Raw genomic sequence first — 20,855 nt, 5'->3', positions numbered from 1 at the left:
TGCAATCGGTAGACGATATCGACGCGATGCACGCCCCCAGAACGTCGGCGCGGCTGATAGTTACGCGATCGAGCTTTCGCGGGCTGCGGATACCTGCTGCAGGCCGCGAGAAGATGGGTCGTTGCGATGCCTGCATTGCCGGCGTATAGAATTCGTATGATATGCCCTTAATAAAGCCCGCGGCCGGTTCCGGGCCCGCATATCCCACGCGAGGAATAAACATGCAGTCCCCCATCTTGATCACCGGCGCCACCGGAACCATCGGCCATGTTGTATGCAAGCTGCTGGTCGAACGGGGCGCGAAGGTACGAGCTCTCGTCCGCAGCGAGGACGCGCGATCGGCCAAGCTGGCCAACTTAGGGGTTGAGATCGTCGTTGGCGATCTTCTCGATCTGCACGCGATGCATCGAGCGATCGAAGGTTGCGAGCAGGTCTACTTCGGTATGGCCGTTTCACCTTCATATCTGGAGGCGACCGTCAACGCCGCGGCCGTCGCGAAACACCACAAGGTAAGCGCGTTCGTGAACATCTCTCAGATGACCGTATCGCAGATGAGCATCAATTCGACGACCGACAGTCCGCAGCAAAAGCTGCACTGGCTGGCGGAACAGGCATTGAATTGGTCCGGACTCCCTGTCGTACATGTCCGCCCCACGGCATTCCTGGACACCTTTTTCCTTCGACTTTCCGCGAGTTCCATCCGTGACCATGGACAAATTCGTCTGCCCTTCGGAAACGGGAAGACGTCGCCAATAGCGAGTGAAGACGTTGCGCGTGTGATAGCAACCATCCTCCAAGACCCGGGCCCGCATATCGGCAAGATTTACGAACTGACGGGACCCCGGTCACAGGACATGAACGGAATTGCCGAGGAGTTCTCCAAGGCCCTGGGAGGTCCGATCACTTATGTCAACGTTCCCTGGGAGCCTTGGCGCAAGCAGTTGGAGGATAGCGGAAGATTGCCTCCCCATGCGCTTTCCCATCTCGCGACAATGGCTCTTCTCAAACAGCAGAATCGATACGACAGGTTGACCTCGGATGTCGAGAAGATCACCGGCAAGCCGCCGCTTAGCGTTTACGATTTCGTTCTGCGGCACGCGGGCTTTTATACGACGGGCGGTTAGGCGACACCGCGTCAAGGTGACGACGCCTCCGCGGTACGTCATCGCCGGTGCATAGCAGTGCAAACGGGCGCTCCAGGTCAGTTACGCCTTGCGAAACAGACCCTTGAGGATCCGATCGTCCCGTCAAATCCGAGGTTTATATATTTTATCTAGCGACTTATAATTTGATAGTCGCGACACGACCTGGCCCCGATACGGGCAACGGTCGGCAGATCGACGGGTGTGTCACCACTGCCTCAAAGCTTGGAGTCCAGACATGAAGGCTTACCTCTGCAAGTTCATTCCGCCGCGGGCCGACTTCATAACGACGATGACGGCCGACGAAGCAAAATGGATGAAGCAGCATGGAGCCTTCTTGGACGATCTGCTCGCCAAAGGAATAGTCGTCGCGCACGGCCCTGTCATGGATCCGAGTGGGGGTTATGGCGTCTCACTCTACCAGATCGCCGACGATGAGAACATCGAAGCGATTACCTCACAGGATCCGATCGTGAAGAACGGCGCCGGGCACTATGAGCACTTTCCGATGCGACATTTGTCGGCTCGAGGCTGAATGCCGCGCCCATCACCTTCAGTACCGCGCAAATCTGGCGTTTGTCTCCCGGACTTGCGCAGGATGCGCGCTCCAATACAGCGCCAAAATCGGCCGAAGAAGCAGCGCGCTTCTCTTCCGGTGATGGGCGTGACTGAAGAGTCTACGACAGACTCATAAGAGAACTGGACGCTCAAAATATCGAGCGTCCAGTCCGTTCAGACCCCTACTGCCTGGGACGCGTCAGGCGATTGCGCGTGCCGGGACGGAACCCGTGCTCACACCGTCGAGGAAGCCCGTCAGCCGCTGCCGGATGATGCGTTCGGCGCCATCCATGATGCGATCGATCAACTCCTTGACCGTCGGAATATCGTTGATGAGCCCGACCACCATGCCGCAGCTCCAGGCCCCGGCATCCATGTTGCCCTCCAACATCACCTTTGGATAGACGCCGGCAACCTGGTCGAGAATATCCTCGATCTTCAGGCTGGCGCCCTTCTCGCGCTCGATCTCGATTAGCTCGCTGACGCCCTTGTTCTTCAACACGCGCTCGGTGTTGCGCAGCGCGCGCATGACGAGAACGGTGTCGAGCTCGGTCGCCTTGACCAGTGCTTGCTTCACATTGTCGTGGACCGGCGCCTCCTTGGTGGCGACGAAGCGGGTGCCCATGTTCATGCCCGCCGCACCCATGGAGAGAGCCGCGACGAGGCTGCGCGCATCCGCCATGCCGCCCGACGCGACGAACGGAATCTTGAGCTCATCGGCCGCACGCGGCAGCAGGATCATGTTCGGCATGTCGTCCTCACCCGGATGGCCGCCGCACTCAAAGCCATCGACACTGACCGCGTCGCAGCCGATCTTCTCGGCCTTCAGCGAATGCCGCACCGAGGTGCACTTATGGATCACCTTGATGCCGGCGGCCTTCAGCGCCGGCATGTACTCCTCCGGGCTGCGGCCGGCGGTCTCGACCGCCTTGATGCCGCCTTCCTTGATCGCGGCGATATACTCGGGATAAGGCGGAGCGGTGAAGCTCGGCAGGAAGGTGAGATTGACGCCGAACGGCTTGTCCGTCATGTCGCGACAGCGCGCGATCTCCTTGGCCAGAAGCTCGGGCGTCTTCTGGGTGAGGCCGGTAATGAGGCCGAGGCCGCCGGCGTTCGACACCGCTGCTGCGAGTTCGGCGAACCCGACATAGTGCATCCCGCCCTGAATAATCGGATGTTCGATACCGAACAGTTCAGTGATCGCTGTCTTCACGATGATCTCCCGCAGTTCCGTTCAATGGATGATTTCGAAAAGGCCCGCCGCGCCCATGCCGCCACCGATGCACATGGTCACGACGCCGTACTTTGCCTTTCGTCGCCGCCCCTCGATCAGAAGGTGGCCAGTGAGGCGCGCGCCGGTCATGCCATAGGGATGGCCGATCGCGATCGAGCCTCCATTGACGTTGAGCTTGTTCGGGTCGATGCCGAGCTTGTCGCGGCAATAGATCACCTGAACGGCATATGCCTCGTTGAGCTCCCAGAGATCGATGTCGTCGATCTTCAGGTTGTGACGCTTCAGCAGGCGGGGGATCGCGATGACCGGGCCAATACCCATCTCGTCCGGCTCGACGCCCGCTGCAACGAAGCCGCGGAAGATGCCGAGCGGCTTGAGCCCCTTTTTGGCCGCGGCCTTATCGCTCATGATCACGCATGCCGAAGCACCGTCGGAAAGCTGGCTCGCATTGCCGGCGCTGATGGTCTTGCCCTCGAACACCGGCTTGATCTTGGCGAGGCCTTCTGCGGTCGTGTCGGGACGCGGGCCTTCGTCTTTGGCGAGGGTCACCTGTTCATAGGAGACCTGCTTGGTCTCCTTGTTGACGAGCGCCATTTTCGTCGTGATTGGAACGATCTCCTCGTCGAACCGGCCGCTCTGCAGAGCAGCTCCGACGCGGCGCTGGCTCTCGAGGCTGTATTCATCCTGCTTGTCGCGGCCGATCTTGTAGCGCTCGGCGACCGTTTCTGCCGTCTCGAGCATCGACATGTACATGTCCGGCTTCATCGCCATCAATTCATCGTCGACCATATGAAACTTGTTCATGTGCTCGTTTTGCACCAGGCTGATCGACTCGATGCCGCCGCCGATCGCGACATCCACGCCATCCAGCATCACGGAACGTGCCGCCACGGCGATCGCCTGCAGGCCAGAGGCGCATTGCCGATCGATCGTGGTCCCGGCGACGGTCACCGGCATGCCCGCACGGATCGCCCCCTTGCGGGCCACGTTCATCACCATGGTGCCTTGCTGCATGGCGCAGCCCATCACCACGTCTTCGACTTCACCCGGGGCGATTCCGGCGCGCTTCACCGCCTCGGCCATGACGTGACCGGCCAAGGTCGGCCCCTCCGTATTGTTGAGGGATCCACGGTAGGCTTTGCCGACCGCGGTACGAGCGGTGGAAACGATTACTGCTTCTGTCGTCATACTCGCCTCTTTTCTTACGCGGCCGCGCCCAGTCGTGCATAGCGCAGGACATGGAACGCAGGGTCGCCGAACTGGATGTTGATGGAAGAGATCCGCTTAAAATAGTGGCCCACATTGAGCTCATCGGTCATGCCCATGCCGCCATGCAGCTGCACAGCCTGGTCGGCGACGAACTTGGCCGCATAGCCGATCTTCGTCTTGGCACCAGAGGCGAGCCGCGAGAGCCCGGCTTCATCGCCGCTGATGCTGAGATTGAGATGCTGCATCAGCGAGAGCGCCTCCTGATGGGCGATGAACATATCGACCATCCGATGCTGCAGCACCTGAAACGAACCGATGGTGGTGCCGAACTGCTTGCGGGTCTTCGAATATTCCAATGTGGCGGAATTCAATTCGCCAATGGCACCGACCGCTTCCGCACAGAGCGCGCCGATGGCGCGGTCGCGGCAGGCCTCCAGCGCAGCCACGCCCTCGCCTTCCTTGCCGAGCAACTGCCCACGGACATTGCGCAGACTGATCTCGGCGGCGCGCCGGCCGTCGATGGTCCTGAAGCTTTGCAGATCGACACCAGCCGCGCGGCGGTCGACCGCGAACAGACTGACCCCAGCGCGGTCCCGTCGATTACCCGAGGTGCGCGCGGAAATGAGAAGGTAATCCGCCCAGGGCGCCGCGATCACCGCCGTCTTTCCGCCGTTCAGGACATAGGCATCGCCCTCGCGTCGCGCGGTGGTCGTCACGTCTGCGAGATCGAACCGGCCTCCCTTCTCCGTCCAGGCCAGCGTCCAGATCTTCTTGCCGTCGATGATGTCGGGGATGAAGCCCTGCTTCTGCGCGGCATCGCCTAGCCGTTCGATCAGGCCGCCGGCCAACACCACCGTCTCCACGAACGGCTCGACGACGAGATGGCGTCCGAACTCATGCGCGATGATCATGGTCGACAGCGGACCGCCGCCGAGGCCACCAGCGTCCTCCGCGAACGGTGCAGCCAGCAGGCCGAGTTCGGCGAACGCCGCCCATTGCCTGCGGCTAAAACCTTGCTCGTCGGCGACGATCTTGCGGCGCGCATCGAAATCATACTGATCGCGTAGCAGGCGCTGGATGCTGGATCGCAGCAATTCCTGCTCTTCCGTAAACTGAATGTCCATCCGACCCTCTCGATACTCTGGCTAGAGACCAAGCACAGCTTTTGCGATGATGTTGCGCTGAATCTCGTTCGACCCGCCGTAGATGCTGAGCTTGCGAGAATTCAGGTACTTTTCCGACGCGGTGTGCCCGTATTCAGAACCGGGCATGAAGTGGTTGGCGCTGACCGGATGCTCGCGCAGCGCGAGCCCGTAACTGCCGATCGCGCGATGGGTCAATTCGGTGATCTTCTGGAAAATCTCAGTGCCGCGGATCTTGAACAACGAGGCGGCCGGTCCAGGGTCGATGCCCCGCGCCATCTGAGCCACGACACGCAGCTCGGTCGCCTCGAGCGCCAGTACGTCGAGTTCCACGAGGGCGATCTCGCGCAGGAAGTCGAGATGCGCAGGATCGTCGGGCGCGACCTCGGCCTCTACGATCTGCTTTAGTTTGTTGATGTAGCGCGTCGATCGACCGATGCCGGCCATGCTGGTTCGTTCGTTGCCGAGCAGAAACTTGGCATAGGTCCAGCCCTTGTTCTCCTCGCCGATCAGGTTCTCGACGGGGACGCGAACGTCCTCCAGAAAGACGTCGTTGACCTCATGGCTTCCGTCGATGGTGATGATCGGCCGCACGGTGACGCCCGGCGACTTCATGTCGATCAACAGGAAGGAGATGCCGGATTGTGGTTTCGCATTCGGATCGGTCCGCACCAGACAGAAGATCCAATCCGCATGCTGAGCGAGCGTCGTCCAGGTCTTGTGACCATTGACGATATAGTGATCGCCGTCGCGCACGGCCTTGGTGCGGACGGTTGCCAGGTCCGAGCCGGAGCCCGGCTCGGAGTAGCCCTGGCACCACCAGTCCTCGCCCGACAGAATACGCGGAAGAAACTTCTTCTTCTGGGCATCGTTGCCGAACGTGTAGATGACAGGCCCCACCATGGTGACGCTGAATGCCAAGGGCGGCAGCGTGCCGGCGCGGCTGGTCTCCTGTTCAAAGATGAAGCGGCGCGTAATCGACCAGCCGGGACCGCCGTACTCCTTGGGCCAGAGAGGCGCGATCCAGCCCTTTTTGTGCAGAATGCGATGCCAGAGCAGCGATTGCTCCTTGGTCAGGTCGGTCTCCGGATTCGGGACACGCATTTCCGCAGGGTAGTTTTCTGCGATGAAGGAGCGCACTTCGTCCCGAAATGCGGCATCCTCTGGAGAAAGCGCCAGCTCCATACTATTTGCTCCTCACCACTTCTCGCCGAAAGGACGAATCTCCAGCTCGAACGTCCATGCGCTTTTCGGCTGCTGGTAGAGTTGCCAATAGGATGCAGCAACGGAGGACGGCGGCATCAGCGCATCCGGATCGTCCAGCGCGTTTGGCCCGAGAGCCTCCAGCCGCCGCTGCCGAACCCATTCGGTATCCACGCCGGAATCGATGATCAGATGCGCAACGTGGATATTTTGGGGGCCAAGCTCGCGAGCCATTGCTTGCGCGACCGCGCGAAGGCCGAATTTGGCGCTCGCAAAGGCAGCATAACCGCTGCCGCCGCGGAGCGAAGCGGTCGCCCCCGTGAAGAAGATCTTACCGCCCCCGCGCGGCAGCATCAGGCGCGCCGCCTCGCGGCCGGCCAGAAAGCCCGAATAGCAGGCCATTTCCCAGACCTTACGGAAAACGCGCTCAGTGGTTTCCAGAATGGGGAAGTTGACGTTCGCGCCGATGTTGAAGATGCAGACTTCCAGCGGCGCATGTTTGTCTGCATCGTTCAGGAACGAGACGATCTCGTCTTCCTTGCGAGCGTCGAGCGAACGGGCGTGAACCTCTCCGCCGGCAGCCTCGATATCCTTGACGAGCGGAGCCAACTTTTCGCCGTTACGACGGCCGGCGAAGACGGTGAACCCTTCTGCGGCAAACTTCTTGGCGATCTCGCCGCCGATGAAATCGCCGGCGCCGATGACAGCCGCGGTTGCGTTTCTCTTCTGCACGGGCGTGCTCCCTGTGAGGTTATACTTCGCTTGAACTAGCTTGCCGTGAACCCGCCGGACCGCGTCGTCGACGCGCTCGGCATCATGGAAAGTACATAGCGTTCTTTTTTAGAACTCGTCAATTGATATTTGAAGTTGGCGCTTCGAGATCGCAAGGTGAAAGAGGCTCCGACCTCAAACTAAACTGGATATCGAGCCTGACTGCCGAGCGCGGCAGAAGATGCGCTATCCCGATCCAATGACGGCTCATTCAAAGTGAACTCGCTCACGGCACGAAGTTGAAGGACATCAGCGCTGTCCTTTATCGGGGCCGCGATTGAGATCTAAAGATATTGTCGCCGAGCTCACCGCTTCACCGCGAGGGCGGCTATTCCGGTGGTCGTGCCCGACGGCGAGCGGCATCGAAAGACCTACCTGCAAGGCTCACCGCGATCATCGCCGGCGGCGGATCTCATTCATGATCGCCGAACTTCGATGCAGATATCACCTGGCCTTGGAAGTGGTCCCGCGGGTTTGTTCGACGATGGATTCCTCCACGTCCCGCAACTGGTCCTTTCCGAAGAACATTTCCTTGCCGACGAAGAAAGTCGGCGAGCCGAACGCGCCCCGGCTCACAGCGTCGTTCGTCAGCTCGATGAGCCTCTTCTTCACATCGTCTTCCTGCGCACGCTTTGCCACGCGATCGATATCGATGCCTGAAGAGATGAACGCGCTCCGAAAAACCTCAGGATCGTCCATTTTCTTCGGTTCTTCCCACATATGATGATAGGCGGCCCTGAAGTAGGGTTCGAACACGCCCTCGAACTGCGCCGCAACCGCGCAGCGCATCAACATAAGGGTGTTGACGGGGAAGAAGGGATTGGTGCGGAATTTCGTCACGTTATGGCGGCGAATAAACCGCTGCGTCTCAAGCGCCTGATACTCCGGCTTGTTCTTGATTCCACGAAGAGAATCGAAGGGCGACATGTTTCCGGTGGCCTTGTAGATGCCGCCAAGAAGGACCGGGACGTACTCGAATTTAGCCCCGGTTCGCTGTTCGATGCCCGGGATCGCGACCTCGGCCAAATAGGCGTTCGGACTACCGAAATCGAACTGGAATTCTACTTTCGGGGTCATGTCGGCGTCCTCCGGACAATTTCGATGATTGTGACATGAGTTTACAGTTCCATTTTTGAACTGTCAAACCGATACTCCGACAATTTGGTCGATTTTTCCTAGGGGTATTGTTTGAGGATCAGTACCTATCTAGAATGATATGACTTGTCGCTTCTCCGCAGATTCGTGGGAGAATGATCGGGCTATTGGAGACCGCGGATGAAATGGAAGGAACTTGAGGAAGAGCCGTGTTCAATGGCCAGGACTATCGCCGTAATCGGCGACCGATGGACGCTGCTCATCCTACGCGAATGCTTTTTGCGTACTCGCCGCTTCGAGGGATTCCAGTCCGCCTTGGGAATAACCCGCCATCTCCTTGCCGAGCGGTTGAAGAAGCTTGTCCGGCAAGGCATTCTCCGCCGAGTCCCCTATCAAGAATCGCCCAAGCGCCACGAGTACATCCTGACGCAGAAGGGCCTCGATCTCTATCCGATCATGATGGCGATCGTTCATTGGGGCGACACTCACATGGTCGACGAACGCGGTCGGCCGCTTCTGCATCAGCATCGCCACTGCGGTAAGGACTTCGACCCCGTCATGGTTTGCTCCGAGTGTGGCGAGCCGGTTTTAGCCAAAGAGGTCCATACGCATCCGGGCCCTGGTGCCAGGCGCCCCCTTGCGAAAAACGACCTGGAAGCGCCGGCCCCAGAACCCAAGGTGCGACGCAAGGTAGCCTGATCGCCCTGCCCTGCGAAGCCAGGCCAAGCCGCTACGCAAATGATTGAGGAGCCGACCGTTTCACCGAGATCAGCCTCCATGTATGCCACCGACTGGGCGCTCGAGGAGTAAAAGTTCAAACTCGGATCACGCCAAAGTTCGGGGCGGAGCAGTAGAGCGATTCGACCTGATCCGATCGGCACTTCAAGACGGCGCGTTGATTGACGTATGCCTTGTCGGTGATCTCTCCAGCGGCGATCGACGGCGGCTCCTTGAGCAGCACGAACGAATGAGCATTTTCGCTGCTGCCAACGGTTCGGTTGTATTCTTGGAGCCGGTCCTTGAGGAACTGCACAACGACGGGATCGCTGGTCAGGTCGGAAGGCGGCTGCGAAGAGATCCGTGCCGCCTCCGTCGGGTTCAGCCAGCAAAGCAGACCACAGTATTCTCGGTTTTCGCCTGCAATCACCACATCCGACAGCATGCCACGGGTAGCTGCCAGGATAGCGGCGCGCATGTTCCCGATCGATACCCAGGTCCCGTTGGCGAGCTTGAAGTTTTCGGAGATCCGGCCCGTAAAGCGAAGTCCCGATTCCGGCTTCTCCGGGTCCATGAATGAGACCGTGTCGCCGATGCGATAGAAGCCTTCTTCATCGAAAGCTTGTTCCGTCAAATCCGGCCGACCGAGATAACCCGGCGTGACGTTGGGACCTTTGACCCGCACCTCATATGTATCGGAAACGGGAAGCAGCTTCAGCTTCAGACCGGGCGCGGGAAGGCCGATTTCGCCCGGTCGATCGGTAGCCCAATGGGTCGTGCTGATCGTGGGTGCGGTTTCCGTCGTGCCGTAGCCCGACATGACGGGAATACGCCGACCGGTGATCGATGACGTCAACCGGTAAAGACGCTCGAGCGTGTTCTGCGAGATGGCTGCGCCGGCGTAACTTATGCGATCCAGCCGCTTCAGGATGCGCGCGCCAAGTTCGGAATCCTTCTCGATGGCGTCGCAAAGGGAATTGTAACCGGCCGGCACGTTGAACATGGCGGTCGGTGAAACCTCTTGGAGATTGAGGAGAGTCTTGTGGAAGAGCTGCGGCAATGGCCGGCCGTCGTCGATGTAGAGCGTCCCCCCATTCTTGAGTATGCCGTGCAGAATGACGTTGCTTCCCATGGTGTGGTGCCATGGCATCCACTCGACCTGAACAGGCGCTTCGGAGGGGGCTACCAGCAAGCTGCCCATTTGCAGAGAGCTCGCCATCATGCGGTGAGTATTCAGGACACCCTTGGGGAGGCCCGTCGAGCCCGACGTAAAGAGGACTTTTGCGACCGAATCGCAAGATACGGAGCGGGACGCGCCTTCGAAGCCTCGATAGCTGCTCCTCTTCTCGGTCAGGTCAGAATAGCGCACCGTGTCGGGAGCGCCGTCTACGCTGATCCAGGTCGCCGCTTTCAGTTCCGGAATGGAGCGGGCCGCTGAGAATTCGCGTCCGCTTTGCACGAACACGAACTTCGGGCGCAGCACCTCTGCGACATCCTTCAGCCGCGCCAGACCGCCGGGCATCAACGTGTAGTTCGGCGAGATCGGCGCAAAAACGACGCCGATCGACATCGCGGCGAAAGACATCACCGCGTTCTCGATGGAATTCCCGGAGAGGATGGCGAGATTATCTGAAGGCCTCGCATCCATCTCGATCAGGTTTTGGCCAACCGCCTGAACCAGGGACCAGGCCTGGCTATATGTGATCTCGTCCCACCCGCCGCTTGAATTACGTTGAGCCAAGAAAATGCGGTCGGGAGCTGCCTTCGCCCACCTCGGCAGAAAGTCCGTGATACGCCAATCGCACTCCCCCAGCTCGATCGGCGAACTCAAGATGAGCGTACCGTCGCTCCGACGCTGCAGGGAGACCTCTTTGGGCGCGAATACAGGTGTGTTCTTTGACATTGAAGATGATCCCATGACTTACGGCAGCGCCGCCCCGCACTCTTCGCGTGTAATCCCGCTTCTGATTGCCGAGCATTCTTGCGGTCTCGTGCCGGCTCGCCTCAGGAGGTCGACGGCGCAATCGATCACGCGCGCTTTCCCGTTTTTCTGCGCGTCGACTATTCGGATTTCGCGTCAAGCACGTCGCCGAACAACTGATAGGTCGTTCCGGTCCAGCGCTGCAGCCGCATTTGAGTCGACATCATGTTCGAGCTTTCGCTGGTGTTCACCTCGATTCCCGGCAGGCCGACCGAAACCACGACGTTCTTGAGATTCTTTGCTTGCGCCAGGATATTCTTGCGGGAGAGATCGTTGCCGCATTGCTTCAGAATCTGCTCGAGCAGAACTCCCTGCTGATATCCGAGCGTATAACTTCCGTTCGTGATGTCGGCGCCGGACAGATACTTCTCGAAGAAGCTCTTATAGGCTTGCATGCCGGGATCGTTCTTCCACGTCTCGTCTGCGGCGTCCTTGTTGATCGTGCCTGCGATCACGCCGATCGATTTGTCGAACCCGGCCGGCGCGAGCGTGCCACCAACAGATGCGGAGGGATAATTGATGATGACGGTCGCCTTCCATCCAATCACCGAGGCCTGCCTGATCGCCTGCGCTGCAAACTTCGGTGTCCCGGCGATCACGAGAGCCTCGGCGCCCGAACTCTTGAGATTCGTGATCTGCGAATCGATCGTCGGCTCGGTCACCTCGTAAGAGGCGGTCACGACCTTTCGATCGAAATCGCCCCCCAGATACGCCTTGAAGGCATTGACGTAGTCCTTACCGAGGTCGTCGTTCTGGTAGAGAATTGCGTATTTCGCATTGGGAAGCGTCTTGGTCAGATACTTGGCGTAGATCTTCCCCTCGGTATCGTAGCTGACGAGACCGGTCGTCATCAGGGGATAATTCGCGACATCCGTGAACTTGGATGAGCCGCTGACGATTGCGAGGCTGGGCACCCCTTTCGCCCTGAGATACTTGGCCGTAGCCGAAATGCCGGGCGTACCGAGTTGGCCGAACATGAAGGACACTTCGTCGCTCTCGACCAGCTTGCGCACGTGCTCGACCGCCTTGGGCGGACTGTATGAGTCATCGTAGGCGATGTAGTTGATCTTGCGGCCGTTGACGCCGCCTCGGTCGTTCAGCGATTGGATATAGGCAATGAGCCCCTTGCCCACGAGCCCGATCGACGATGCCGGTCCGCTGAAGGGGAAGACCCCTCCAATCTTGATCTCCGTTTCGGAAATGCCGGGCTCTTCCGCCGCGGAGGCGGGGCCGCTCAAGACCACAGCAAGAGCTATCGCGATTTTCCAATTCGCCGTCATCGATCGTCCTCCCCACGCGCGCCTGTCGGGGCACGCCAGTATGTTGGTTGACCTTCTGCTTTCGCGCTCGCCCGCCGGTCGTTGGCTCGGCACCGACCGTAGGGACAGGCTAGAGGTCTAACTCAACCTTATCGTTCTTTTTTAGAACTCGTCAAGCGCATCCGTGATCTATCGCCTGCGACACGATCCACCTGAGACTTATCCTGTCGATAAAGTCGGGTCGCGATAGCTCCACATACCAGCCCGACCTGTTACTTCCGCAATGGAACTTCCTGCTCTCGCCGCGAGCGACCGTCTCAGGACGACTGGACGGCCGACACTCGAGCACGTCCTCAGGTACTGGCAATGAAGAGCTCGATCAGCGCAATCACGGTCTCGGGCGCGTCTTCCTGGCTGAAATGTCCCGCGTTCGGGATTTTTATGATCGGCCTCCCCGGCCAAATCGCGCTGAAATTAGCGATCTGCGTGTCGGGCGCGATGGCGCGGTCCTTCATGCCGACGGCGAGCATGGCCGGCTTGGACTTCAGATTCTCAATCAGCGAAATGCCTTCCGCAATGTAGGGCCGGATTCTGCCGAGTAGTGCATCGAGCGGAAACTCGATCGCTCCGAGACACTCTTGCTTGGTGGTAAATGGCGCTCCGTAGGCCGCGAGCCAGTCGGCGTCGACGACGGAGAGGTTCTCCAGGCCTTGAGTTTTCATGACGCTGAGGATGTTGACATCCAGGTGCCCTAGCACTTCAGAGAGCGTTCCGGCCCTGTGGTGATCGAGGACGAACTGGAACCACGGCGTCAGCCCCGGAGGAGCATTGCCGTAGCCAGTAAGTGTGTTGAGCAAAAACAGTCGCTTGATGCGATCGGGATGGCGTAGCGCGAACGCCGAACCGATCAATCCTCCCCAATCCTGTATCACGAGCGTGATGTTGGTGAGATCGAGCGCTTCGACCAACTTGGTGAAATTCTCCACGTGGGCTCTAAGCGAATATTCCCGATCTGGAGGCGTCTCGCTCTTGCCGAAACCCATATGGTCAGGAACGATCACCCTATGGGAAGCCGCAAGCGGCGGGATGAAGCGGCGATAGAGATAGCCCCACGTCGGCTCACCGTGCAGACAGACGATAGGATCGCCACTCCCCTCGTCGACGTAATGCATCCGGAAACCGCTTCCTTCGAAGAAGTGAGGCTGGAAGGGCCAGGTTCCACCGAAGGTCTCGCGAGAGTCGATCATCGTTACGCTGCAACTCGTTCTGAACGGCTTTTCAACCTTTTCCGTCGCCCCGCGCCGATTATTTCCCGCGGAAAACGGCTGGACGACGTTCGATGAAGGATTGAATGCCTTCCATCATCTCCGGCAAGCATCATTTCGATTCCGATCGTGTAGACGATTCCCTGCACTGCCGTCACGATCGGCTTGCGGCATCGTCCCTTGAGCGCGAATGCATCGATGTTGCTCGGAGAAATATCGATCTTCTCGGCGTTCGGGCCGAAGAACTTGGGCATGTCGAGACCTGACGTGAAGTCCGCTCCTTCTGCGCAAACGACGCCCGCCCAATAATCGTCGTTGCTGTCCAGAAGCGTCATCGCATTCGACATCTCCACCATCATGGCGGGTGTGAAGGAGTTTTTCTTCGCTGGATTGTCGATGATGATCTTGAGGATCAGACCGTGCACTTCTGTGCGGATCCGGCCCGATGGGCCCTTCTGATCGCTCATTCGTATCCTCCAGACGCGGCAACCACCGACCGCGTCGCCAAAGCCCACTTTCTTTCTGACGAGTTGACAGTGCACTTCGCAAGCCGGCTACAACAATCTTGTGCCAACCCTATTCAGAGGTGAATGCCACCGCCGAGGGTTGCGCCTGCCGCTCGACATTTGCGCATCGCGCCTCTTGTGCGCGAGGAGGATATCTCACCTACCGAGCGTCATTTCGGCCCTCGACAGGGGTCCCTTTCCAAAAATGCGCGCCCCATTTGCGCGCATTTGAGCGCGATCAAGCTGCTTGGCGCGGCAGCCCTGCCCCATAGGCCGCCGCTTCCGATGGCGGCCTCAGATACAGCCCCCCGTTACCCGCTGTGCCGCTGGTGGCCGACGCCCTGGCTCGCTCATGAAGGGGAGTGTCACGCGAACGTGACGCTCTTGTTGAGTGGCAGTTCGCGCACACGCTTTCCGGTCAGAGCAAAGATTGCGTTGGCGAGAGCAGGTGCGGCCGGTGGGACCGGCGGTTCGCCAATTCCCCGCACGTCCCCACCAAGCTCCAATCCCTTGACGATGATTTCCGGCACCTGATGGAATCTCATGGCTTCAAACAGGTGAAAGTTCGTCTGGACCGGCGCAAAGTTTTCGTAGGTGAGCTCGCAGTTCATGGCATGGCCCAAGGCCCAGATGATGCCACCCCGCACCTGCGCTTCAAAATTGACCGGGTCCAGAACGCGCCCCACATCGCAAACGGCATATACCTTGTCGATCTTGATGCCCTGAGGAGTGTCGCTCACCTCGACGACCTGGGCCATGGGCACGCCGAAGGACACTGTCAGCGCCACGCCACGGGCTCGCCGGTCGCCGATTCGCGAGCCCTTCCAGGCGGAAACATCTCGCAAGGTATGCAAGACCTTCTTGGACGGCTCATGATTGCAGAGACGAATGAGCTCTGCCATCGGATCCGCGCCCGCGGCATGGATCAGTTCGTCCAGGAAGGAAGCATGGTGGAAGCCATTGCCGGACGCTCCAACCGATCGCCACGGGCTGACTGGCACCATTTCCTTCGCCTTATAACCCGTCACACGAAAGTTCGGTATGGCGAAAGGTTGATCCCAAATGCCGTTGACGCTTGAAGCATCGGGACCGGGAGGAACGGGCGCCTGCAACCGATTGAACCAGGAGGCGCCCATCGATTGTCCGGCCACATCGATGCTCATGCTCTCGACCATGCCATCGCGAACCGTTCCCTTGGCGCGCGAGAGCTGAATCGGGCGCGGATAGTCGTGCCCCATGTTCTCTTCACGGCTCCAGGTCATCTTGACCGGAACGCCTTCCATGGCCATCGCGAGTTCGATCGCCTGCAACGCATAGGTGTCGTCCAGTCGCGCCCCGAAGCTGCCACCGATCGGCTGAGCGTGCACGTAGATCTTCTCTTCCGGCAGTTGGGTCAGCTTCGCCGCATGCGCCTGGAGGAATACCGGGATCTGCGTTCCCGTCCAGATGTCGAGCCGCTCCTTCGTATAGAGTACAACCGCATTCATGGGCTCGAGCGGAGCGTGGGCAAGATATGGAGTCCGATACTCCGCCTCAATCGGTTTGGATGAGCCGGCCAACGCCTTCTCGACGTCTCCGTCATTGCGAAGCCGGCTGTCCAGCAGGTCTTTGGAGAACGAATTCTCCAGTACCTTCCACATTCCAGCCGAGTCGGCCGGATAAGGAGGATCGTTCCATTCGATCTTGATAGCGGCCGCGGCCTGAAAGGCTCTCCACGTGTTGTCGGCAATGACGCCCACACCGTCTTTGATCGGAACGATCTTCTTGACGCCTCTCATCTTTTCCGCGCTGGAGGCATCATATCGTTTGATCGTGCCTCCCATGCCCGGGTTGGCCCGGACGGTGGCGTACACAATCCGGTCCGGACGAATATCGATCCCATACTGCTGCGTACCGGTCGACTTGGCGACGATATCGATCCGGCGCATCTTCTTGCCGATGTAGCGCCACTCCTGTTCCGGCCGGAGGGTGACATCGGTAACCGGTGCAAGCTGCGCTGCCTCGACGGCCAGCTCCGCGTAGGTGACGGACTTGCCATCGGGCAAGATCACCTGACCGTCCTTGGTTTTCAGCTGCGATCGGGACACGCCCGACCTTCTGGCCGCCGCCTCCTTCAATGTCTCGCGAGCGACGGCTCCCGCCATGCGAAGTTTTTGATAGCCATCGGGTACGGTGGACGAACCTCCCGTGATCTGCATGCCGAGAAGACGGCTCAACACCCCGCCACCTCCCCGCGCCCCTCGAGCCATGAGGCCATCGTCGATCGGAGAGAAGGGCAGGCTGTCGTCCATGATCCGGCTATTGAAGTAGGCCGGATTTGGCGGACCAGGATCGATGCGAACCTTGTGCGGATCCACGTCAAGCTCTTCGGCAATCAGATGAGCTTGGATGGAATATGAGCCTTGGCCCTTGTCGGCGCGCGGAGTGATGAGTGTAACGCCCTTTGCGTCGACGCGGACGTAGGGCGTGATCGCGGCTTCACCCGCCTTGAGGTCCTTGAGCAGCGGGTTGGGAGGATCCTGGCGCAATCGGTAATAGCCGAAGGCGACGCCGCCGGCGATCGCAGCGGAGCCGATCAGAAACGTGCGTCTTGCAATTGTCCTGAGCCGAGCCACGTTATTTCCCCTTCATCATCTGGGCAGCAGTTTTGACGGCGCTGTGGATGCGAGTATAAGTTCCGCAGCGACAAAGATTTCCGCTCATGGCGTCGGCGATTTCGGTGTCTGACGGATCGGGGGTTTTCGATAGCAGGGCCGCTGCAGTCATCATTTGGCCGGACTGACAATAACCGCACTGCGCAACTTGGTGCTCGATCCAAGCCTGCTGAACAACGTGCAGGTCTGCGGGAGTTCCCAGACCCTCGATTGTCGTGATGCTGCCGCGGACCTCACCAGCGTTGATCGAGCAGGAACGAACCGCGGTACCGTCGATATGAACGGTGCACGCACCGCAAAGGCCCGCCCCGCAACCGTACTTCGGCCCCGAGATACCAAGCTCGTCCCGGAGCACCCAAAGGAGCGGCATTTCCGGTTCGACATCCAGATCGTAGCGCTTACTGTTGACGGTAAACTGCATTGCGAGCTCCTGTAGTGGCGAACAACGGCACCTGCCTGCCTCTCCAAGCGCCGCGGCCGCCGATTCTGACGTGTCGAACCTGGTACGTATCCTTGACGAATAGGTCGTTACGGAGGCCTCGGCCAATTCAGAATCGAATAGCTTTGCTTTACCGCTGAATTGCCGCGAACCGCGTTTCGGCAGAACCGTTCTATACCCTGGATTTTCGGAAGCAGTGCGCAGCACGACGCTCGGTCCCGCAGGGCACCCTCGTCGCTCGGTCCGTCTCTCCGATACGGCTATCATGCTTTCGGCGAACACCGATCGAACGTCGTGCCAAGTTCGGGCTTCCTTGGTGGCCTGGATCGGTGCTCCAGGCCCTTAGCATCAAATCGCCAAACGAGCCTCAATGAAATGGCAGTTTGCCTGCCTGCACAACGGATGATAGTCTCATATGCCCGTAATTGGGCCAGCGCACCGCGCGCGGGCGCACGCAGCCTTCAGATGCAGCCTTCAGATCAAGGAGACCAGCATGGCGGGACTTAAAGACCACCCGATCGCCGAACGCATACGGCTCAACCCTCCGGCACCGCCTGCATCCCTTAGCCTCGACGCTTTGAAGGCGTTGGTCATGGAATGCGGCGCAGATGATTGCGGTATCGTCAGCCTCGATGACCCTCTGGTAAAGGACGAAGCGGTTCACGCCCGACGGGCATTCGCGGGGGCGCGATTGGCGGTGAGCATCGTGAGCAGGATGAATCGCGGTCCCATCCGCTCACCCGCGCGTTCAGCGTCCAATAACGAGTTTCACAAGATTTCTCACGACGTCGACGATATCGCGCGCGAGCTAGTTCGGCGGCTGGAGGACATGGGCATCTCGGCGATGAACCCTCCGATGGCATTCCCCATGGAGTTCGACAAATACCCGGAACGGGGATGGGTCGTCTCGCACAAGCTCATTGCCGAAGCTGCCGGCGTTGGAAAGCGCGGCATCCATCGCAGCGTCATCCATCCCAAATTCGGCAGCTTTATCCTTTTGGGCACCGTGCTGGTCGATCTCGACATAGAGGCGCCGTCGAAGCCACTCGACTACAATCCCTGCTTCGAGTGCAGGCTCTGCGTCGTCGCCTGTCCGGTCGGCGCTATCAAGCCAGATGGCTATTTCGATTTTTCTTCCTGCCTCAACCACAACTACCAGCAGTTCATGGGCGGATTCGCACAATGGATCGAGGACATCGCGGACGCGAAGTCCGCCAAGGACTACCGTGAACGCCAACCGCTGGCAGAAACAGTCAAGCGCTGGCAGAGCCTCTCGTACGGCCCTAACTACAATGCGGCCTATTGCGTCGCGGTTTGTCCTGCCGGCGAAGACATCATGGCCGGCTACTTGTCAGACCGCAAAGCGCACGTGGAAACGATCGTCAAACCGTTGCAGGACAAGGTCGAGCCGCTCTATGTCGTCCGGGATTCCGATGCAGCAAGTCACGCCGCGAAGATATTCCCTCACAAGACGCTTCGGTTTGTACGCTCGAGTGCCCGGGCCTCCAGTATCGGCGCCTTTCTCTTCGGAATGGGGCTTACCTTCCAGCGTAACAGGGCTAAGGGCTTGAATGCCACCTACCACTTCGTCTTCACGGGCCAAGAGCCCAAGGAGGCCACGGTAGTTATCAAAAATCAGAAGCTGACCGTCACCGACGGCCTCATTGGTACCCCGGACTTGCGCATTCAGGCGGACTCAGCCGCTTGGCTGAAGACTTTGAATGGTCAGCTCTCGGTCGTCCTGGCGCTCGCGCAGAGAAAGATTCGATTGAAGGGCCCTCTTAAACTCCTGAAGGCCTTCGGCGCCTGCTTCCCGAAATGACAAGACACTGTTGCAAGCCAATCCGTAGTAGCCGCGCCCAGCTCGGGCGCCTACTGGCCGGAGATTCAAACCTTGTAGTTCTTTTTTGAAATTGACTAAGCCGTCATCTCGATGTCTTATTCCGGCACCTCCCGGTCCGGCCCAGGAGACGGCGAGATCTGGTTCGGACTACTTAACCGGCTGCGAAAGCGGCCGGTTTTTTTCATTGTGTTATTCTGTGGGATGAAGGAGCCAGGCTCGTCTCGCAATCTGTAGCATCTCCGTTTCGCGAAGCTTGAGCCGGCAAACTCTCGCTTTGGATCTTGGATAATGCTGGGCCGGCGTGGCTTTCAAGATCGCCGGAAGGGCGCTGAAGCCGAGCATCATGCCATTCGGTGCGGTTTCGGTTGGATCGAGACGAAAGGCCGGCGGTGAAGCAAGGCCGTCTCCCTCGTGATCACGGCTCCAGCCGAGGCGATCGAGCGCGGCTACAGGCGAATGTCCGCCGGGGCGCCATTTCAAGACTTCGATCGCGGAACGAAAAGCAAGCGTCACACAATCAATGTCGTCGACAGATCGGTCACTAACCATCTGCGCGTGATGCATAACAGCCTGCAGTACCTCTTCACGCACGTGATCATGGCTGAGAGCGATAGCGGTCAAGCCAAACAGAGCGTCAAAGATCCGGAACGCGTGGCGCGCGGTGACCAACATCCTGAGATAACATTCCAAGGCAGTCGGTCCGAACGCGGCCGCCGACTTCGTTCCGGCCGCCGCCAACCATATCGTGCGCGCTCGCGTGAATCCCAAGCTAGGAGTCCAACCATGCAAGGTCGATGATTTGGCCGCTTCTGCCAACCAGTATTCAGGAGCGTCGCTGCTCATCAGGACGAAATGAGCCATCGTGTGAGCTGTTGCGCAATAGTTGCATTCACCGGCACTGAATGTGGTATTGGCTTCAGCCCTCGCGCGCTCACGTAAGTCTTCCAGGGCCGCCAGATAGCGAGTTGCCAACGCATATGCCAACACTTCGATGAGAGGCGCCCATCTGCATACGGACTGGAACTCTGTTCTAGACGGAAAGCGACCCGGAAGAGTCAGTGGCGCGAGCAAATCGAAAGCGATATCTCTGCTTTTCGCTCTCAGACGATGTAGCCGGCTCCGTAAGCCTGCGGATGTCATGTGCTTGTCGATCTCTTCACCGACCGGAAAGCCGTGCTGACGAAGCGGACGCAACCTCCCGGACGGGTCAATCTCGATGGCGACCGGGACGTCCGGAATTTTCAGGACCACTGGTCGCGCAGACTCGCCGGCCGTCCGGATGCCTTCCCATGTTGTCGGCTCCATCTCTATGGCGAGCCCGATCGCCAATGTGTCCGCCATTCTCACGAGGTCGTCAGATCCATAGGCAGCGATGATCGGACCGAAGTTATGAGACCTCTCTCTAGCCTCCTGGTTCGATCGATCCGGATACAAAGTTCGCTGCTCCAACGTCCACCTCATTGGTTTTCCTGGGAGCGTGAATCCGGTCGTCGCGCATGACGAACGGATCGATTTCCGAGGATGAACTTAGAGTGAGAACGTAGGTGTGTTTCCTGCAACCCGGTCGAGCCGCGTATTTCGAGCAGCGCCTAGTCAGAAATGAATAAGCGGTTGTTCACGACGTGCAGTCGATCCGGCCGCCGAACTGTCCTGCTTGCCGGAGCGCTTGCATCCTCTTGACAAGTTCTTTTATGGAACTTATCGAAGCCTACCGAAGGGAGGCTACTCGATGAAGGTCTTAGTGCCGGTAAAGCGGGTGGTCGATTACAACGTCAAGGTCCGCGTCAAGGGCGATGGATCGGGCGTTGAACTCGCCAACGTCAAGATGTCGATGAAC

General features: G+C 59.2%; 17 protein-coding genes and 1 pseudogene. 5 read left to right on the top strand and 13 right to left on the bottom strand.

The window, feature by feature from the left end; all coding sequences use genetic code 11:
• Positions 1-221 precede the first annotated feature (221 nt).
• Together MOV75_RS02110 and MOV75_RS02105 are read left to right on the top strand one after the other, a co-directional pair.
• On the top strand, positions 222-1,124 hold the full coding sequence (locus MOV75_RS02110; protein WP_246918166.1) for an SDR family NAD(P)-dependent oxidoreductase: 903 nt from the start codon (positions 222-224) through the stop codon (positions 1,122-1,124).
• A 256-nt stretch (positions 1,125-1,380) separates the two neighbouring features.
• Positions 1,381-1,677, top strand: a complete 297-nt coding sequence (locus MOV75_RS02105; protein ID WP_246918164.1) for a YciI family protein — start codon at positions 1,381-1,383, stop codon at positions 1,675-1,677.
• Positions 1,678-1,899: 222 nt separating this feature from the next.
• On the opposite strand, the gene MOV75_RS02100 is transcribed toward MOV75_RS02105, so the two are convergent.
• The 6 genes from MOV75_RS02100 to MOV75_RS02075 all read right to left on the bottom strand — a co-directional run bounded on the left by MOV75_RS02100 (position 1,900) and on the right by MOV75_RS02075 (position 8,336).
• On the bottom strand, positions 1,900-2,913 hold the full coding sequence (locus MOV75_RS02100) for a nitronate monooxygenase family protein (protein ID WP_246918162.1): 1,014 nt from the start codon (positions 2,911-2,913) through the stop codon (positions 1,900-1,902).
• A 21-nt stretch (positions 2,914-2,934) separates the two neighbouring features.
• Entirely contained in the window at positions 2,935-4,122 is a 1,188-nt protein-coding gene (locus MOV75_RS02095; RefSeq protein WP_246918160.1) for an acetyl-CoA C-acyltransferase, read from the bottom strand.
• A gap of 14 nt (positions 4,123-4,136) precedes the next feature.
• Positions 4,137-5,267, bottom strand: coding sequence for an acyl-CoA dehydrogenase family protein (locus MOV75_RS02090; protein WP_246918158.1), 1,131 nt, complete (start codon positions 5,265-5,267; stop codon positions 4,137-4,139).
• A 21-nt stretch (positions 5,268-5,288) separates the two neighbouring features.
• Positions 5,289-6,470 carry an acyl-CoA dehydrogenase family protein gene (locus MOV75_RS02085; RefSeq protein ID WP_246918156.1) on the bottom strand — a complete coding sequence of 394 codons (1,182 nt, stop codon included), beginning with the start codon at positions 6,468-6,470 and terminating at the stop codon, positions 5,289-5,291.
• 12 nt (positions 6,471-6,482) lie between these two features.
• Positions 6,483-7,220, bottom strand: coding sequence for an SDR family oxidoreductase (locus MOV75_RS02080; RefSeq protein WP_246918154.1), 738 nt, complete (start codon positions 7,218-7,220; stop codon positions 6,483-6,485).
• A gap of 483 nt (positions 7,221-7,703) precedes the next feature.
• A complete protein-coding gene (locus MOV75_RS02075; protein WP_246918152.1) occupies positions 7,704-8,336 on the bottom strand; it encodes a 2-hydroxychromene-2-carboxylate isomerase in 633 nt (210 codons plus the stop codon).
• 198 nt (positions 8,337-8,534) lie between these two features.
• Between MOV75_RS02075 and MOV75_RS02070 the strand changes: the two genes are divergently transcribed.
• Complete coding sequence (locus MOV75_RS02070; protein ID WP_246918151.1) at positions 8,535-9,053, top strand: helix-turn-helix domain-containing protein; 519 nt, start codon at positions 8,535-8,537, stop codon at positions 9,051-9,053.
• A 115-nt stretch (positions 9,054-9,168) separates the two neighbouring features.
• Here the strand turns inward: MOV75_RS02070 and MOV75_RS02065 are convergent, their stop codons facing one another.
• The 6 genes from MOV75_RS02065 to MOV75_RS02040 form a co-directional block, all read right to left on the bottom strand.
• Positions 9,169-10,974: an AMP-binding protein gene (locus tag MOV75_RS02065; protein ID WP_246918149.1), complete on the bottom strand. Its 1,806-nt coding sequence runs from the start codon at positions 10,972-10,974 to the stop codon at positions 9,169-9,171.
• Positions 10,975-11,132: 158 nt separating this feature from the next.
• Positions 11,133-12,332 (bottom strand): ABC transporter substrate-binding protein, encoded by a 1,200-nt coding sequence (locus MOV75_RS02060; RefSeq protein WP_246918147.1) that lies wholly within the window; start codon positions 12,330-12,332, stop codon positions 11,133-11,135.
• A 332-nt stretch (positions 12,333-12,664) separates the two neighbouring features.
• Entirely contained in the window at positions 12,665-13,558 is an 894-nt protein-coding gene (locus tag MOV75_RS02055) for an alpha/beta fold hydrolase (RefSeq protein WP_246918145.1), read from the bottom strand.
• 2 nt (positions 13,559-13,560) lie between these two features.
• Positions 13,561-14,043, bottom strand: a complete 483-nt coding sequence (locus MOV75_RS02050; protein WP_246918143.1) for an enoyl-CoA hydratase-related protein — start codon at positions 14,041-14,043, stop codon at positions 13,561-13,563.
• Between the two features lie 404 nt (positions 14,044-14,447).
• Positions 14,448-16,697: a molybdopterin cofactor-binding domain-containing protein gene (locus MOV75_RS02045; RefSeq protein WP_246918142.1), complete on the bottom strand. Its 2,250-nt coding sequence runs from the start codon at positions 16,695-16,697 to the stop codon at positions 14,448-14,450.
• A 1-nt stretch (position 16,698) separates the two neighbouring features.
• Positions 16,699-17,157 carry a (2Fe-2S)-binding protein gene (locus MOV75_RS02040; RefSeq protein WP_246918140.1) on the bottom strand — a complete coding sequence of 153 codons (459 nt, stop codon included), beginning with the start codon at positions 17,155-17,157 and terminating at the stop codon, positions 16,699-16,701.
• A gap of 511 nt (positions 17,158-17,668) precedes the next feature.
• Between MOV75_RS02040 and MOV75_RS02035 the strand changes: the two genes are divergently transcribed.
• The gene (locus MOV75_RS02035) at positions 17,669-18,997 is read left to right on the top strand and encodes an SCP2 sterol-binding domain-containing protein (protein ID WP_246918138.1); all 1,329 of its coding nucleotides are present in this window, start codon (positions 17,669-17,671) and stop codon (positions 18,995-18,997) included.
• 210 nt (positions 18,998-19,207) lie between these two features.
• Here the strand turns inward: MOV75_RS02035 and MOV75_RS02030 are convergent, their stop codons facing one another.
• The gene (locus MOV75_RS02030) at positions 19,208-20,359 is read right to left on the bottom strand and encodes a hypothetical protein (protein WP_247004716.1); all 1,152 of its coding nucleotides are present in this window, start codon (positions 20,357-20,359) and stop codon (positions 19,208-19,210) included.
• A gap of 388 nt (positions 20,360-20,747) precedes the next feature.
• Here MOV75_RS02030 and MOV75_RS02025 point away from each other — a divergent pair.
• A pseudogene (locus MOV75_RS02025) lies at positions 20,748-20,855 on the top strand (electron transfer flavoprotein subunit beta/FixA family protein); the annotation flags it as partial.

Source organism: Bradyrhizobium sp. PRIMUS42 (assembly GCF_023006515.1).
GTDB lineage: Bacteria > Pseudomonadota > Alphaproteobacteria > Rhizobiales > Xanthobacteraceae > Bradyrhizobium.
This window is presented reverse-complemented; position numbering and strand designations above follow the sequence as displayed.